Consider the following 15,350-nt stretch of genomic DNA (forward strand, 5'->3'; position numbering starts at 1 on the left):
CTCTGCGTACCGCGCTATTGATGTGCGCGCGTCGCAAAGGGACGGTGCCGGTTCCCGGCTTCCGTCACGAAAATACGACAAAGGCTTGATCAGAAAGCGAAATCGATCCCGAAGCGCACGGTGCGGGGCCGCAACGGCGTATAATAATCGGTACGCAGGTCGAACGGCGTGCCCAGCGAAAAACGGTTGCCGTCGCTGTCGAACAGGTTGGTCAGCGACAGCGAATATTGCACAGGGCCGCGCGTGATACTGGCGGACAGGCTGGTGTCGACATAGTCGCCCTGGCTCTGGCCCAGGATCGGCCCGACCCCTAGCCGGGACTTGCCGACATAGCGGGCGGAGCCGGACAGGTGGAACTGCATGGCGTCGCCCAGCGACGCGCGATAATCGAGCGCCACCCGGCCACTCAGGTCCGCGACATTGGGCAGGCCGAGCGAGCGCCCCTCATAGGACAAAGCGCGCACGAAGGCGGCGGGCTGGGTCAGGCGGCTGTCATTATAGATGACGCTGCCATCCAGTGTCAGCGCCCGTGTCGCCCGCACGACCACGCGCCCCTCCACCGTGTAGATGCGCCCGTCGCCGATATTGGCGGTGGTGGGCAGGCCGATCCGGTCGGTGACGTCGGCTTGGATATTGCGCCAGTCGGTATAGGCGACATTGGCGCTGAAGGCGATCGCATCGCGTCCCGGCACGCCCTTGCGCGCGCCGATCTCCGCCGTGGACACGCGGTCGTTCTGGAACCGCCGCACCCGCTGGTCGTCGACGGCCAGCCCGCCGGGACGGAAGCCCTGCTGGAAACGGGCATAGAGCGTCAGGTCGGGAATGGCGTCGGTCAGCAGCGAAGCGGACGGCAAGAAGATCGTCTCGCTGCGGTCGGCCTGCGCTTCGGCCCGGGCGAGTTCGATGTTGGACAGGGCGGCGACGGGATCGAGCGCACGGCCCGACAGGCGGCTGTTTGTCAGGCGACCGCCGAAGGTCGCGACCAGCCCCTTGACCGGTTCGAAGGAGGCTTCGCCGAACAGCGTCGCTTCCTGGACCATGTTGCGCACCCCGGTGGCCGACGCCGCCATGCCACGTCCGAACATCGGCACGCCGGGAATGATGGCGGGCTGGAACGCCGCCGCGCCATAGGATGTCAGCGATCGTTTGAGGTCCGACGTGCTGCGCAGATAGGATGCGCCCAATATCCAGCCCAGCCCATTGTCCAGATCGCGCACCAGCCGGTTTTCGGTGGAGAAGATATCCACCCTGTTACGCTGACGGAAGAGGGCGGGCGGGCTGTTCGCCTGGGTCGCGTCGTAGCTTTCGGCCAGGATGTTGCGGACATAGCCGGTGGACGACACGAAGCGCAGGCTGTCCCACTGCCGTTCGATCCGCAGATTGCCCAGCAGATAGTCGGCATAATAGGGCTGGGCGACGGCGGACGCCCGTTCCAGCCGTCCGACCGACCGGGCCGCATATTGGGCGTCGTCGCCGTGGATATGCTGATAGACGCCGGTCAAGTCGATGGTCCAGTCGTCCCCCGGCGCGAAGCGCAGCGCGGCGCGGCCGCCATAGGTGCCGGTCCGGTTGACATCCTGCCTGTCGCGATGGACGTCATCGATATAGCCGCCGTCACGCACACTATAGCCCACGATGCGCAACGCCAGCTTTTCCGGCACGATCGGCAGGTTGAGCGTGGCGGACAGGTCGCCGCCCGGATCGCCATGCTGGGTCGCGGACAGACCCGCGGATATCTGCCCGCCATATGCGCCCAGATTGGGCGGGTTGGGCATGAGGTGGATGATGCCGCCCAGCGATCCCGCCCCATAGAGCGTACCCTGCGGTCCCTCCAGCACCTCGACCCGGCCGACATCATAGAGTTTGAGGTCGGGGTCGGGCGCGGCATAGTTGAGCCGCATGTCGCCCAGATATTGGCCGGTGGTCGCCTGGGTCGGCCCGGCGACACCCGAATCCGCGATGGCGCGGATGAACAGCTTGTTGCGGCCCGCACCGGCATGGGTGGAACTCAGGCTCGCGACGCGCGACAACAGGGTGGCGGTGCCGCCCGAAGCCTCCGCGGTCGTGAACAGGCTGCCATCGAGCGCTTCGACCATCCCGGCATAGCGGGGCAGGGGCGTGTCGCGCTTGGACGCTGTGACCACGATCTGAGCAGGCGGCTGCTCGGGCAAGGGCGCGGCGGGGATCGGGGCGGACGCGGCGGAGGGCGAAGAGGGCGCGGGCAGGGTGCGGACGATGCGCCAGCCATTGCCGCCGATCCGCTGCGCCCTCGCGCCGGTGCCTTTGAGCAACCGGCGCAGCACCGCTTCCGCGCTCAAGCGTCCCCGAATGGCGGGGGTGCGGATCGCGGCAAGCGATTGGTCCGACATGCCGATGCTGGCGCCGGTTTGACGGCCGAGTGCGATCACCGCCTCGCCCAGCCGTCCCGGGGCGATGCTGATATCCTGTCTTTCCGCCGCACAAGCGGGCGTCGCTATCGCTGTGGCGACGGCGATGATGGAGGCGGTGACGATGAAGAGATCAGCTCTGCGGCCCATTCCCCTATTGCTTCGGCTCTTCCTGCAACAGCCATCCGTCGCCCTGACGCGTGGCGGTCAATCCCATCAGCGGCGCAGCCTGCGCGAAGAAGCGAACCGGATCGCGATCCAGCCGGATCGTGCCGGTAAAGCGCATCGCCTGCGCCTGCGGCGTGAAACGCACGGTCAGGCCCAGCGATCGGGCGGCGTCTTCGGCCACCTGCGTGACGGGTGCGTTGGCGTAGCTCAGCTGCCCCTGACGCCAGCTTGCGACGGAAGCTGGCGCGATATCCATGACGCGCAACCCTTGCGCGTCGTCGGCCAGGGCGCGCCCGGCGGGCAACGCAATCGCTTCGGCCTGCGGGTTATAGATCACCTTGCCTTCCGAAACGCCGATGCGCGTCGCGGCGTTAGTATGGACGATGTTGAAAACGGTGCCCGCATCCTCGAACACGGCGTCGCCCACGGTGACGCGGAACGGGTTGGCTTCGTCATGGCGCACCGTGAAGGCGGCCTCGCCCGCATCGAGCGCGGCGAAGCGCGCATCCTTGCGATCGAAGCGCATGGTCGTGCCGCCATTGAGTTCGACCTTCGTGCCGTCGTCCAGCGCGATCATCCGGATTTCGCCGGGTTTCGTGGTGACGGTGTAGATGTCGCTGCGATTGAAAACAGCAAGTGAGACAGTTGCGACGAGGACGGCCGCCACCGCGCCGCCAGCAATCCAGCGGAAAGGCCGACGCGATGCCACGCCCGGATCGTTCGCCGCCACCGGCATGGCCACGGGCTGAACCGGCGTGATACTGTCCAACTCGCTGTCCGCCAGCATCAACGCGTCATAGGCGGACGCATGTTGGGCATCCGTCTCCAGCCATGCCGTGAAGCCGTCCCAATCGACAAAATCGGGATCGCGCGTGCGGATGACCCAGCCCAGCGCCTCCTCGTTGATCATGGCTTCAGCCCCGTTCATTTTATGCCCCTTACGGAAGCTGACGCCGCCGACCCGCTCATGCCGTATCCATTTTCTGCTTGAGCGCCAGCATGGCCCGATAGGCCTTCTGCAAATCCTTCTCCACCGTGGTCAGGCTGATGCCCAGTTCCTCGGCAATGACGCGCTGCCCCACGCCCTCGATCCGGAAGCGGCGGAACACCAGTTCGACGCGGGGGCAAGCTCGCGCAGCACGGCGCGCGCTTCGTCCAGCGCTTCGTTCAGGATCATGCGATCGTCCACGGCGACATCGTCCGTCGGGTCGGCCATCACGCCGCCCGCGCCCTCCGCCCAATCCTGTTCCCGCCGTTCGCGCCGCGTGGCGGAACGATAGCGGTCCAGCATCAGGTTGTTCGCCATGCGATAGAGATAGGGCAAGGGATCGGACACCGGGCCCAGATCCTTGGCCTCCAGTTTCATCCACATGTCCTGGAGCAAATCTTCGGCATCGTCCCCGGCGCCGCGCGCGCGGACGAAGCGCAACAATGCGGCGCGGTTGGCCATGAAGATTGCGGTGAGGCCGGTGGCCATGCCTGTCTTGCGTCCAGTCAAAGGGTCTGGCGCGTTGCCATAGAGGGGGCGGTGGGGTCTTGGCAACGCCCAAGCTGTTTACCTGTCCGTGCCGCTGGGTTAGCGGGGGGCACGGTTGATGGAGCGACAGGCGGCATGGTGGATGGAATCGACGGGGCGGCATGCCGGACGGCGGGAATGGACCCTGACCGGCTGGACGCGCTGGCGGGTTCTATCGACGCCACTTACGTGGCCACGGGCAAGCTGCCGCATATGCAATTGCTGCTCTCGCGCGATGAACAGCCGTTGCTGTCGGTGACGCGCGGACAGGCGCGGGCGACCGGCGAGCCACTGCGCGCCGACGCGTTGTTCCGGATTGCGTCGATGACAAAGCCCGTTACGTCGGTTGCCTTCATGATGTTGGTGGAGGCGGGGCAAGTCACGCTCGACACGCCGGTGACGGACGTCATTCCCGAATTTGCCGATCTGCGCGTCGGGCTGGACGGCGCGGCGCGTCTCAAGCGGCCCATGCTGATGATCGACCTGCTGCGCCACACATCAGGCCTCAGCTATGGATTGCAGCGCCAGACGGCGATCGATGCCCGCTACCGCGAGATGGGACTGGACGACTTCAAGCAAAAGCGGACGTCCGACCGGTTCATCGCCGACCTGGCCACCCTGCCGCTGGAATTCTCGCCGGGCGAGCGGTGGAATTATTCGGTGGCGACCGATGTGCTGGGTGTGGTGGTGGAGCGGCTGAGCGGTCTGGACCTGGAAAGCGTGTTTCGCCGCCGCATCTTCGATCCCCTCGCCATGGTCGATACGACGTTCGCGCTGGCCGATGACAAGGCCGACCGGCTGACCGACGCGTGGCGGCTGGACGAGACGGGCAGGATTAGCGTCGCCGATTTTGGTGCGCGCAGCGGGTGGCGATGGACCGACCGGTTCCAGTCGGGTGGCGGCGGGCTGGTGTCCTCGATGGCGGACTATCATCGCTTTGCGCGGATGCTGCTGCGCGGCGGAGAACTGGATGGCGTACGGCTCCTGTCGGAAAACACGGTCGCGCAGATGCGGAGCAACCAGTTGCCGGGCGGTGGCGATCTGTCGTCCATGTCCAGCGCGATGTTCAGCGAAGCGGACTATCAGGGCGTCGGTTTCGGCCTGGGCTTCGCCATGGGCCTCGACACCCAGCAATATTATTGGGGTGGCGTTTTCTCGACCTACTTCTGGATCGACCCGGTTGAACGGCTGATCGGTATCTTCATGACCCAGCATCTTCCGTCCAGCACCTATCCCATCCGCGCCATGTTGCGGCAGGGCGTCGCGGACGCGATCATCACCCGTCGCAAAGGGTAGGCGGATCGAAATCGCGGGCCGCAAGTTATTGCTGCACCGCAAAAATGGCGATGGCATGGCGTGGGGCGCTGTGCCATCATCGCGGTGACTCATCAGGGGGAACGCGCCATGAATCTCGACGGCCAGACCAAGCTTCCCAAGCCAGCGCCGCGGCAGGTGGACCCGGAAGCCCTGGCGCATGAGATCGTCGAGCGGCTGACCTATCGCATCGGCAAGAATGCGGTGGCGGCCAAGCCGCACGACTGGCTGCATGCCGTCATCCTGGCGATCCGCGACCGGGTGATCGACGCGTGGATCACCTCCACCCAGAAAACCTATGAGGAAGAAGGGCGGCGGGTCTATTATCTGAGCCTGGAGTTCCTGATCGGCCGGTTGATGCGCGATGCGGCGTCCAACATGGAAATGCTGGACGATATGCAGGCTGCGCTCGCGTTGCTGGGCGTCGACATCGACGTCATCGCCGCGCTGGAACCTGACGCTGCACTGGGCAATGGCGGCCTTGGCCGTCTGGCCGCCTGCTTCATGGAAAGCATGGCGACGGTGGACGTGCCCGCCTATGGCTATGGCATCCGCTATGTGAACGGCATGTTCCGGCAGGAAATCAGCGACGGCTGGCAGGTGGAACTGCCCGAAAACTGGCTGGCGCACGGCAATCCGTGGGAGTTCGAGCGGCGCGAGGCAAGCTACGAGATCGGCTTTGGCGGGCGCGTCGACCCGGCCGAGGGTAAGGACGCAGGGCCGCACCAGATGCGCTGGCGTCCCGCCGAGCGCGTCATCGCCACGCCCTATGACACGCCGATCGCGGGCTGGCGCGGCAAGCGGATCAATACGCTGCGGCTATGGGAAGCGCAGCCGATCGACCCCATCCTGCTCGACAAGTTCAATGCGGGCGATCACATCGGCGCGCTGTCCGAAAGCAACCGGGCCGAAGCGCTGACGCGTGTCCTCTATCCTGCCGACTCTTCGCCTGCGGGCCAGGAATTGCGGTTGCGGCAGGAATATTTCTTCTCCTCCGCCTCGCTGCAGGACATCGTGCGTCGGCATATCCAATATTTCGGCGATGTGCGCACTCTGCCGGACAAGGCGGCGATCCAGCTCAACGACACCCATCCCGCGGTCGCTGTGGCGGAACTGATGCGCGTGCTGCTGGACGATCATGGCATCGATTTCAGCGAAGCCTGGGACATTACGCGCCGCACGTTCAGCTATACCAACCATACGCTGCTGCCCGAAGCGCTGGAAAGCTGGCCCGTGCCCTTGTTCGAACGGCTGCTGCCCCGGCACATGCAGATCGTCTATGCGATCAACAGCAAGCTTCTGGGCGAGGCGCGCAAATCCGGCCAGTTCGATGACGGGGCGATCGGTGCGATATCGCTGATCGACGAAGGCGGCGAGCGGCGGGTGCGCATGGGCAATCTGGCCTTCGCCGGGTCGCATAGCGTCAACGGCGTGTCGGCGCTGCACACCGATTTGATGAAGGTCACGGTCTTCGCCGACCTGCACACGCTCTATCCCACGCGGATCAACAACAAGACCAACGGCGTCACCTTCCGCCGCTGGCTGATGCAGTGCAATCCGGGGCTGACCGGCCTGATCCGCGAAGCGATCGGCGACCGTTTCCTGGACGATCCCGAAGCCTTGCGCGACCTGGACGCTTTTGCCGACGACAGTGCGTTTCAGGAGAAATTCGTCGCGGTGAAGCGCGCGAACAAGGTCGAACTGTCCAACCTGTTGCGCGCCCGCGTGAATGCCCGGATCGACCCGGCGGCGCTGTTCGACATCCAGATCAAGCGCATCCACGAATATAAGCGGCAGCTGCTCAACATCGTGGAAGCGGTGGCGCTGTACGACCAGATCCGATCGCACCCGGAAAAGGACTGGGTGCCGCGCGTCAAGCTGTTCGGCGGGAAGGCGGCGTCCAGTTACCACAATGCCAAACTGATCATCAAACTGACCGGTGACGTGGCCCGCGCGGTCAATCACGATCCGGCGGTGCAGGGGCTGCTCAAACTGCAATTCGTGCCCAACTATAATGTCTCCATGGCCGAAGTGATGATTCCGGCGGCCGACCTGTCGGAACAGATTTCGACGGCGGGCATGGAAGCGTCGGGCACCGGCAACATGAAATTCGCGGTCAACGGCGCGCTGACCATCGGCACGCTGGATGGCGCGAATGTCGAGATGCGCGATCATGTGGGCGAAGAGAATATCGTGATCTTCGGCCTGACCGCGCAGGACGTGAACGACCGGCGCGCGAAGGGCTATGTTCCGCGCGAGGTGATCGGGCAAAGTCGGGAATTGAGCCAGGCGCTAAACGCCATTGCCAGTGGCGTCTTTTCACCCGACGATCCAGACCGGTACAAGGGGCTAGTGCAGGGCATATATGACCATGACTGGTTCATGGTCGCGGCCGATTTCGACAGCTATTCCGCCGCGCAGCGCCGGGTCGACGCCTTGTGGCAGGACCAGTCGGTCTGGGCGAGCAAGGCGATCCACAATGTGGCGCGCATGGGCTGGTTCTCGTCCGACCGCACGATCCGTGAATATGCGGCCGACATCTGGAAGATCGCATCATGATCCGGAAGAGGAGATAGGCCGTGCCGACGCCGGAGCAGATCGATCGGCTGGTCAAGGGCCTGGACGACGATCCTTTCGCCACGCTGGGCGTGCATCCGGCTGAAAAAGGCTTCACCGCCTGCCTATTGCTGCCCGAAACGGTCAGCGTGATCGCGCAGACGTTGGATGGTAAGCCCGTCGGCGACCTGGCGCAGATCCATGGCGACGGGCTGTTTTTCGGCAAGGTGAAGATCCGCAAGCGCCAGCCGCTCCGCTATGTCGCCACCTTTGGCGACGGTGGGCATTATGCGCTGATCGATCCTTATAGCTTTGGCCCGGTGCTGGGGCCGATGGACGACCATTTTCTGTCGGAAGGATCGCACGACCGCCTGTTCGACAAGCTGGGCGCGCATGCGATGACGCATGAGGGCGTTGCCGGCACGCATTTCGCGGTCTGGGCACCCAATGCTCGGCGCGTGTCGGTGGTCGGCGACTTCAACCGTTGGGACGGCCGTCGCGGGCTGATGCGCCATCGCGCCGATGCGGGGGTGTGGGAGGTCTTCCTGCCGGAGGTCGGACCGGGCAGCGCGTATAAATATGAGATCATCGGCGCAGATGGCGTGCGCCTGCCGCTCAAGGCCGACCCTTACGCCTTCCAGAGCGAATTGCGCCCCTCCACCGCGTCGATCGTCGCCGCGCCGATCGATCAGGCCTGGGGCGACGACCGGCACCGCGACCATTGGCGAACGGTCGATGCGCGTCGCCAGCCCGTATCGATCTACGAAGTGCATGCCGGATCGTGGCAGCATGACGACCATGGCGATTTCCTGAGCTGGGACGAACTGGCCAACCGGCTGATCCCCTATGTGGTGGGGATGGGATTTACCCATATCGAATTTCTGCCGATCAGCGAATATCCCTATGATCCCAGCTGGGGATATCAGACGCTGGGGCTGTATGCGCCGACCGCGCGCTTCGGTGATCCGGCCGGGTTCGCGCGCTTCGTGGACGGGGCGCACCGGGCGGGGGTGGGCGTCATTCTGGACTGGGTGCCGGCGCATTTTCCGACCGACGAACATGGCCTGGCGCATTTCGACGGCACGGCGCTGTACGAACATGCCGATCCGCGCAAGGGCTTCCACCCCGACTGGAACACGGCCATCTATAATTTCGGGCGGCGCGAAGTGGCGCAGTTCCTGGTGAACAACGCGCTGTTCTGGGCGGAGCGCTATCATATCGACGGGCTGCGGGTGGATGCGGTCGCATCGATGCTCTACCTCGATTATTCGCGCAAGGCCGGGGAATGGATTCCCAACGACCATGGCGGCCGGGAGAATGTAGAGGCCGTCGCCTTCCTCCAGCAGATGAACAAGGCGATTTACGGCGCGCATCCCGGCATCATGACCATCGCGGAGGAATCGACCAGCTGGCCCGGCGTATCGCAGCCGGTCCATAGCGGCGGGCTGGGCTTCGGCTTCAAATGGAATATGGGTTTTATGCACGACACGTTGCGTTACCTACAGCGTGACCCGGTGCATCGCGCCCATCATCATGACGACATCACCTTCGGCCTGGTCTACGCCTTCAGCGAAAATTTCGTGCTGGCGCTCAGTCATGACGAAGTGGTGCATGGCAAGGGGTCGCTCCTGCACAAGATGCCGGGCGACGACTGGCAGAAATTCGCGACGCTGCGGGCCTATTATGGCTTCATGTGGGGCTATCCCGGCAAGAAGCTTCTGTTCATGGGGCAGGAGTTCGCCCAGCGCGGCGAATGGAGCGAAGAGCGTTCGCTCGACTGGAATCTGCTCGACCATGGCCCGCATCTGGGGGTGCAGAGGCTGGTGGGGGACCTCAACCGGCTCTACCGTGCGCGCCCTGCGCTACATGCGCGCGATTGCGAGGGGGAAGGGTTCGAATGGGTGCTGGCCGATGCTGCCGGGGATTCCATCTTCGCGTGGCAGCGACGCGCGCCGGGCGTCCGGCCGATCGTCGTCATCAGCCATTTCACGCCGATATTGCGGCACGGATATCGCATGCGCCTGCCATCGGGCGGGTTGTGGCGCGAGATATTGAACAGCGACGCGGCCGATTACGGCGGCAGCGGCGTGGGCAATATGGGCGTGGTGCAGGCGGATGAGGAAGGTTGGGCGAACATCACCATTCCGCCCTTCGCAACCCTGATGCTGGAACTGGATTATTGATCAATGACGGCGCATGCGACGAAACGCGGGCGCATATAGGAGAGGCGCAATGCAGAGCAAATATCAGCCGATCGCGCGTGACGCCATGGCCTATGTCCTGGCGGGCGGACGGGGCAGTCGGCTGGCGGAACTGACCGACAAGCGCGCCAAACCCGCCGTCCATTTCGGCGGCAAGGCGCGGATCATCGATTTCGCGCTGTCCAATGCGCTCAACAGCGGCATCCGCCGCATCGGCGTGGCAACGCAATATAAGGCGCACTCGCTGATCCGCCATTTGCAGCGCGGCTGGAACTTCCTGCGCCCGGAACGCAATGAAAGTTTCGACATCCTGCCCGCCAGCCAGCGCGTGTCGGAAAGCCAGTGGTATGAAGGGACGGCCGACGCCGTGTTCCAGAATATCGACATCATCGAAAGCTATGCGCCCGAATATATGGTCATCCTGGCGGGCGATCATGTCTACAAGATGGACTATGAGCTGATGCTGCAACAGCATGTCGATAGCGGCGCGGACGTCACTGTCGGCTGCCTGGAGGTGCCGCGCATGGAAGCGGTTGGCTTTGGCGTCATGCATGTGGACGAGAAGGACGTGATCACCGCCTTCATCGAAAAGCCCATGAACCCGCCGGGCATCCCGGGCCAGCCCGACATGGCGCTGGCGTCGATGGGCATCTACGTGTTCCAGACCCGTTTCCTGATCGAACAGTTGCGCCGCGACGCGGACGACCTGATCAGCAAGCGCGATTTCGGCGGCGATATCATCCCCCATATCGTCAAGCACGGCAAAGCGGTGGCGCATCGCTTTTCCAGCAGTTGCGTCCGCGCCGAAAGCGAACTGGTCCCCTATTGGCGGGACGTCGGGACGATCGACGCCTATTGGCAGGCCAGTATCGACCTGACCGACGTGGTGCCGTCGCTCGACCTCTACGATCGCAGCTGGCCGCTCTGGACCTATTCGGAGGTGACGCCGCCCGCCAAGTTTGTCCATAATGAAGACGGCCGCCGCGGGTCGGCCACGTCATCGCTGGTGGCGGGAGGATGCATCGTGTCCGGCTCCTCACTTGATCGCAGCCTGTTGTTTTCCGGGGTCAAGACGCACAGCTTCTCGTCCGTCACCGAAAGCGTGATCATGCCCAATTGCGAGATCGGGCGGGGCGCGCGGTTGCACAGATGCGTGCTGGATTCGGGGATCATCATTCCACCCGGCCTCATCATCGGCGAAGATCCGGTGCATGACGCGCAGCGGTTCCGCCTGACCGACAGTGGCATCTGTCTGGTGACGCAGCCCATGATCGACCGTCTGGAGGCCTGATCCGACCCATGACCATCAAGCTGCTGTCGGTCGCGTCCGAAATCTACCCCCTGATCAAGACCGGTGGCCTGGCCGATGTGGTCGGCGCGCTACCTGCTGCGCTGGCGGGGCAGGGCGTACAGGTGCGGACATTGGTGCCGGGCTATCCGGCCGTGATCGCACGGCTGGGCAAGGCGAAGGTCGTGCGCCGCTACGACGCTTTGTCCGGTGCGGCGGCGAGCGTGCTGGCGGCCACGGTCGATGGGCTGGACCTGCTGGTGCTGGACGCGCCCGATTTCTTCGCGCGTGAAGGTGGGCCTTATGGCGATCATGGCGGCAACGACTGGCCAGATAACTGGCGGCGTTTTGCGGCGCTGTCTCGCGTCGGCGCCGACATCGCCGAGGGCGGGTTGAAGGGGTGGCGGCCCGATGTCGTCCATGTCCATGACTGGCAGGCGGCGATGACCGCGGCCTATATGCGCTTCGGCCCTGCGGCCCATGTGCCCCGGCTGGTGACGATCCATAATCTCGCCTTTCAGGGGCGGTTTCCTGCCGACATCTTCGCGCAACTCGGCTTGCCGCCCGAAGCCTGGGGCGTCGATGGCGTCGAATATTATGGCGGGACCGGTTATCTGAAGGCGGGGCTGGTGTCGGCGGACGCGATCACCACGGTCAGCCCCAGCTATGCGCAGGAAATTCGGTCCCCGGTCCATGGCATGGGGTTGGATGGCCTGATCAATGGGCGGATCGACAAGCTGCATGGCATATTGAACGGGGTCGACACCGACATCTGGAACCCGACCGCTGATACGCTGATCGCCAAGCCGTTCAGCGCGCGGGCGCTGGCGGGCCGCGCGGCCAATCGGCGCGCGCTGGAGGCGCAGTTCGGCCTCGACCATGACGGCGCGCCGCTGTGCATCATCGTCAGCCGCCTCACCTGGCAGAAGGGCATGGACCTGATGATCGACGCGGCCGAACATCTGGTCGCGCTGGGCGGCAAGCTGGCCGTGCTGGGATCGGGGGATCATCCGCTCGAAGGCGCGCTGCTGGGCGCGGCGGACCGGCATCGCGGGCGGATCGGCGTGCAGATCGGCTATGACGAGCCGCTGTCGCACCTGATGCAGGCGGGCGGCGACGCCATCTTGATCCCGTCGCGCTTTGAACCCTGCGGTCTGACCCAGCTTTATGCGCTGCGTTATGGCTGCGTGCCGGTGGTGGCGCGGGTCGGGGGGCTGGCGGACACGGTGATCGACGCCAATGAAGCGGCGGTGGGCGCGCGGGCGGCGACGGGTATCGTCTTCGCCCCGTCCGATCCGCTGGCCCTGCACGGCGCGATCAACCGGCTGGTCGCACTGCATGGCGACAAGCCGACATGGCAGGCAATTCAGCGCGCGGGCATGGGCGCTGACTTTTCTTGGACCCACAGCGCGGCGCGCTATGCCGACCTGTATCGATCGCTGATCGCGGCGGCCGCGTGAGGCCGGGTGCATCGGTCGGGGCGACGGGGACGCGCTTTTCGGTGTGGTCGCCCGATGCGACCCAGCTCTGGCTTTGCCTGTTCGACGGTGCGGATCGTGAAACCCGCCTGCCGATGTTGCGCGATGCCGATGGCTGCTGGCATGTCGAGGCGGCTGGCGTGGGCGCGGGCGCGCGCTACGGCCTGCGCGCCGATGGCCCCTATGATCCGGGCGCGGGGCTGTGGTTCGATCCCGACAAGCTGTTGCTTGATCCCTATGCGACGGCGATCGACCGCGCCTTTGCCTATCACCCGGCGCTGGCCGCGTCGCGCGGGGACGGGGGCGACACGGCGTCGCTGATGCCCAAGGCTATCGTCGTTCCTGAAGGAGCGGCGCTACCGCCCGAGCCACCTCGATTTGCGCCGGGCGGACTGATCTACGAAGTGCAGGTGCGCGGCTTCACCCTGTTGCATCCCGATGTGCCGGAGGCGCAGCGCGGGACGATTGCCGCGCTCGCCCATCCGTCGATCATCGCGCATCTTCAACGCCTGCATGTGTCGGCGATCGAACTGATGCCGATCAACGCTTGGATCGATGAACGGCATCTGGGGCCGCTCGGCCTCACCAATGCCTGGGGCTATAATCCGGTCAGCTATTTCGCGCTCGATCCGCGCCTGGCGCCCGGCGGCATCGCGGAATTGCGCGATACGGTCGCGGCGCTGCACGATGCGGGCATCGGCGTGATCCTCGACATGGTCTATAATCATGACGGGGAAAGCGACGCGCATGGGCCGACGCTGTCGCTGCGCGGCCTGGATGCGCGGGGCTATTTCCGCCACGACGGCGACGGGCGGCTGATCAACGACACGGGCACGGGCAACAGCATTGCCTGCAATGCGCCGGTCGTGCGCCGCCTGATCCTCAATTCGCTGCTCTATTTCGTGGCCCAAGCCGGGGTGGACGGCTTCCGCTTCGACCTTGGTCCGGCGCTCGGTCGCATGGCGGACGGATTCGATCCTGCCGCGCCGCTGTTGCAGGAGATGCGCGCCGATCCGCTGCTGGCGGATCGCATCCTGATCGCCGAACCATGGGATATCGGGCCAGGCGGCTATCAACTGGGCCGGTTCGGCGACGGCTGGCTGGAATGGAACGACCGTTATCGCGACGATATGCGTCGCTTCTGGCGTGGTGACGCAGGGATGCTGGGCGCATTCGCCATGCGCCTGGCGGGATCGTCGGATATTTTCCCCGGCAGCACCACCCGCAGCGTCAATTTCCTCGCCGCGCATGACGGCTTTACGCTGGCCGATCTGACCGCCTACGAACAGCGGCACAACGAAGCCAATGGCGAGCAGAATCGCGACGGCCATGGCGACAATTTCAGCTGGAACAACGGCGTCGAGGGCGCAAGCGCCGATCCGGCGATCCTGTCGGCACTGCGGCGCGATGTCGAGGCGCTGCTCTCCACGCTCTTCGCGTCACGGGGCACGATCATGCTAACGGCGGGCGACGAGTTCGGGCGCAGCCAACAGGGCAACAACAATGCCTATGCGCAGGACAATGCGATCAGCTGGATCGATTGGAATGGGCGGGATCGGACGCTGGAGGCGCATGCCTTCGCGCTGGCGGCGGTGCGGGCGGAGACGCCGGCGTTGCACGACGCGGCGCTTTTGTCGGATGCCGATGTCGAATGGCTGGACGAAGAGGGGCAGGCACTGACGGTCGGCCAGTGGGAAGACCCTGCGCGCCGACGCCTGACACTGCGCTATCGCAGCAGCGGGCTGGCCATTTGCGTCAACGGCGATACCACGCCCTGCCGCTTCCGCCTGCCGGACGCAGAGGTGGATGTCGCTGCGCGCGCCGTCGCGATCAGGCGACCGGAACGCTGAACAGGTCCGGCCTGCGGAGCCGCAACGCCATCAGCGTGATCGCCAGCTTGCCATCACCGATCTGTTTGTCGGTGAACATCGTCCAGAGCGTATCGAGCGGCAATTCGTGGACGCTGATATGTTCCTGCTCCGCATCGAGTCCACCGCCTGCGGCGATCCGGTCCTGCGCGCGGTATTCGGCTAGGAAATAGTCGATCTTTTCAGTGACGACGGTGGGAATGCTCCAGATCTGGCCGAGATGGGTGAGGTCGCCCAGCCGTACGCCCGCTTCCTCCAGCGCCTCACGCCGGGCGCATTGTTCCGGTTCATCTTCTAATATCCCCGCGATCGGCTCCAGCATGTCGGGCAGGCCAGCGAGCATCACGGGCGTGCGCGGCATCGACACGAGCAGCGCGACACGGCGATCGGGATCATAGGGCAAAACGACCACGGCGCGGCGCATTTCCACGACATGCCGCTCGAACTCTTGCCCGTCGGGCGCGCGCATCGCCACCATCAACAGGTTCAGCCAGCCCTCATAGATCGTCCGCGTCGAAAGGATGCTGGTCATCAGACGTTCTCCGGTTCCGCCGTGCCTTGCCGCTACGGGAAC

9 protein-coding genes and 1 pseudogene are annotated in these 15,350 nt (G+C 64.9%); 6 read left to right on the forward strand and 4 right to left on the reverse strand.

The window, feature by feature from the left end:
• Positions 1–89: 89 nt before the first annotated feature.
• From U5A82_RS10655 to U5A82_RS10665, 3 genes and pseudogenes are all read right to left on the reverse strand, one after another.
• Positions 90–2,537, reverse strand: a complete 2,448-nt coding sequence (locus U5A82_RS10655; protein ID WP_326290745.1) for a TonB-dependent receptor — start codon at positions 2,535–2,537, stop codon at positions 90–92.
• Between the two features lie 4 nt (positions 2,538–2,541).
• Positions 2,542–3,465 carry a FecR family protein gene (locus U5A82_RS10660; RefSeq protein WP_326292906.1) on the reverse strand — a complete coding sequence of 308 codons (924 nt, stop codon included), beginning with the start codon at positions 3,463–3,465 and terminating at the stop codon, positions 2,542–2,544.
• A 55-nt stretch (positions 3,466–3,520) separates the two neighbouring features.
• A pseudogene (locus U5A82_RS10665) lies at positions 3,521–4,032 on the reverse strand (RNA polymerase sigma factor).
• Between the two features lie 135 nt (positions 4,033–4,167).
• On the opposite strand from U5A82_RS10665, the gene U5A82_RS10670 reads away from it, so the two are divergent.
• From U5A82_RS10670 to glgX, 6 genes are all read left to right on the forward strand, one after another.
• Positions 4,168–5,367, forward strand: coding sequence for a serine hydrolase domain-containing protein (locus tag U5A82_RS10670; RefSeq protein ID WP_326290747.1), 1,200 nt, complete (start codon positions 4,168–4,170; stop codon positions 5,365–5,367).
• A 108-nt stretch (positions 5,368–5,475) separates the two neighbouring features.
• Positions 5,476–7,944, forward strand: a complete 2,469-nt coding sequence (locus U5A82_RS10675) for a glycogen/starch/alpha-glucan phosphorylase (RefSeq protein ID WP_326290749.1) — start codon at positions 5,476–5,478, stop codon at positions 7,942–7,944.
• Between the two features lie 20 nt (positions 7,945–7,964).
• Positions 7,965–10,124: a 1,4-alpha-glucan branching protein GlgB gene (gene glgB, locus U5A82_RS10680; RefSeq protein WP_326290750.1), complete on the forward strand. Its 2,160-nt coding sequence runs from the start codon at positions 7,965–7,967 to the stop codon at positions 10,122–10,124.
• A 49-nt stretch (positions 10,125–10,173) separates the two neighbouring features.
• Positions 10,174–11,433, forward strand: a complete 1,260-nt coding sequence (gene glgC / locus U5A82_RS10685) for a glucose-1-phosphate adenylyltransferase (protein ID WP_326290752.1) — start codon at positions 10,174–10,176, stop codon at positions 11,431–11,433.
• 8 nt (positions 11,434–11,441) lie between these two features.
• Positions 11,442–12,890, forward strand: a complete 1,449-nt coding sequence (glgA, locus tag U5A82_RS10690; protein WP_326290755.1) for a glycogen synthase GlgA — start codon at positions 11,442–11,444, stop codon at positions 12,888–12,890.
• Positions 12,887–14,758, forward strand: a complete 1,872-nt coding sequence (glgX, locus tag U5A82_RS10695) for a glycogen debranching protein GlgX (protein WP_326290757.1) — start codon at positions 12,887–12,889, stop codon at positions 14,756–14,758. The genes glgA and glgX overlap by 4 nt, the downstream gene beginning before the upstream one ends.
• On the opposite strand, the gene U5A82_RS10700 is transcribed toward glgX, so the two are convergent.
• On the reverse strand, positions 14,739–15,308 hold the full coding sequence (locus U5A82_RS10700) for an NUDIX domain-containing protein (protein ID WP_326290758.1): 570 nt from the start codon (positions 15,306–15,308) through the stop codon (positions 14,739–14,741). The genes glgX and U5A82_RS10700 overlap by 20 nt on opposite strands.
• Positions 15,309–15,350: the final 42 nt, after the last annotated feature.

The organism is Sphingobium sp. CR2-8, assembly GCF_035818615.1.
Lineage (GTDB): Bacteria > Pseudomonadota > Alphaproteobacteria > Sphingomonadales > Sphingomonadaceae > Sphingobium.

What these genes read in the sequence shown, in the direction of transcription:
- U5A82_RS10655 (WP_326290745.1), bottom strand. Translation starts at nt 2,537, where the DNA reads ATGGGCCGCAGAGCTGATCTCTTCATCGTCACCGCCTCCATCATCGCC.
- U5A82_RS10660 (WP_326292906.1), bottom strand. Translation starts at nt 3,465, where the DNA reads ATGATCAACGAGGAGGCGCTGGGCTGGGTCATCCGCACGCGCGATCCC.
- U5A82_RS10670 (WP_326290747.1), top strand. Translation starts at nt 4,168, where the DNA reads ATGGTGGATGGAATCGACGGGGCGGCATGCCGGACGGCGGGAATGGAC.
- U5A82_RS10675 (WP_326290749.1), top strand. Translation starts at nt 5,476, where the DNA reads ATGAATCTCGACGGCCAGACCAAGCTTCCCAAGCCAGCGCCGCGGCAG.
- glgC (WP_326290752.1), top strand. Translation starts at nt 10,174, where the DNA reads ATGCAGAGCAAATATCAGCCGATCGCGCGTGACGCCATGGCCTATGTC.
- glgA (WP_326290755.1), top strand. Translation starts at nt 11,442, where the DNA reads ATGACCATCAAGCTGCTGTCGGTCGCGTCCGAAATCTACCCCCTGATC.
- U5A82_RS10700 (WP_326290758.1), bottom strand. Translation starts at nt 15,308, where the DNA reads ATGACCAGCATCCTTTCGACGCGGACGATCTATGAGGGCTGGCTGAAC.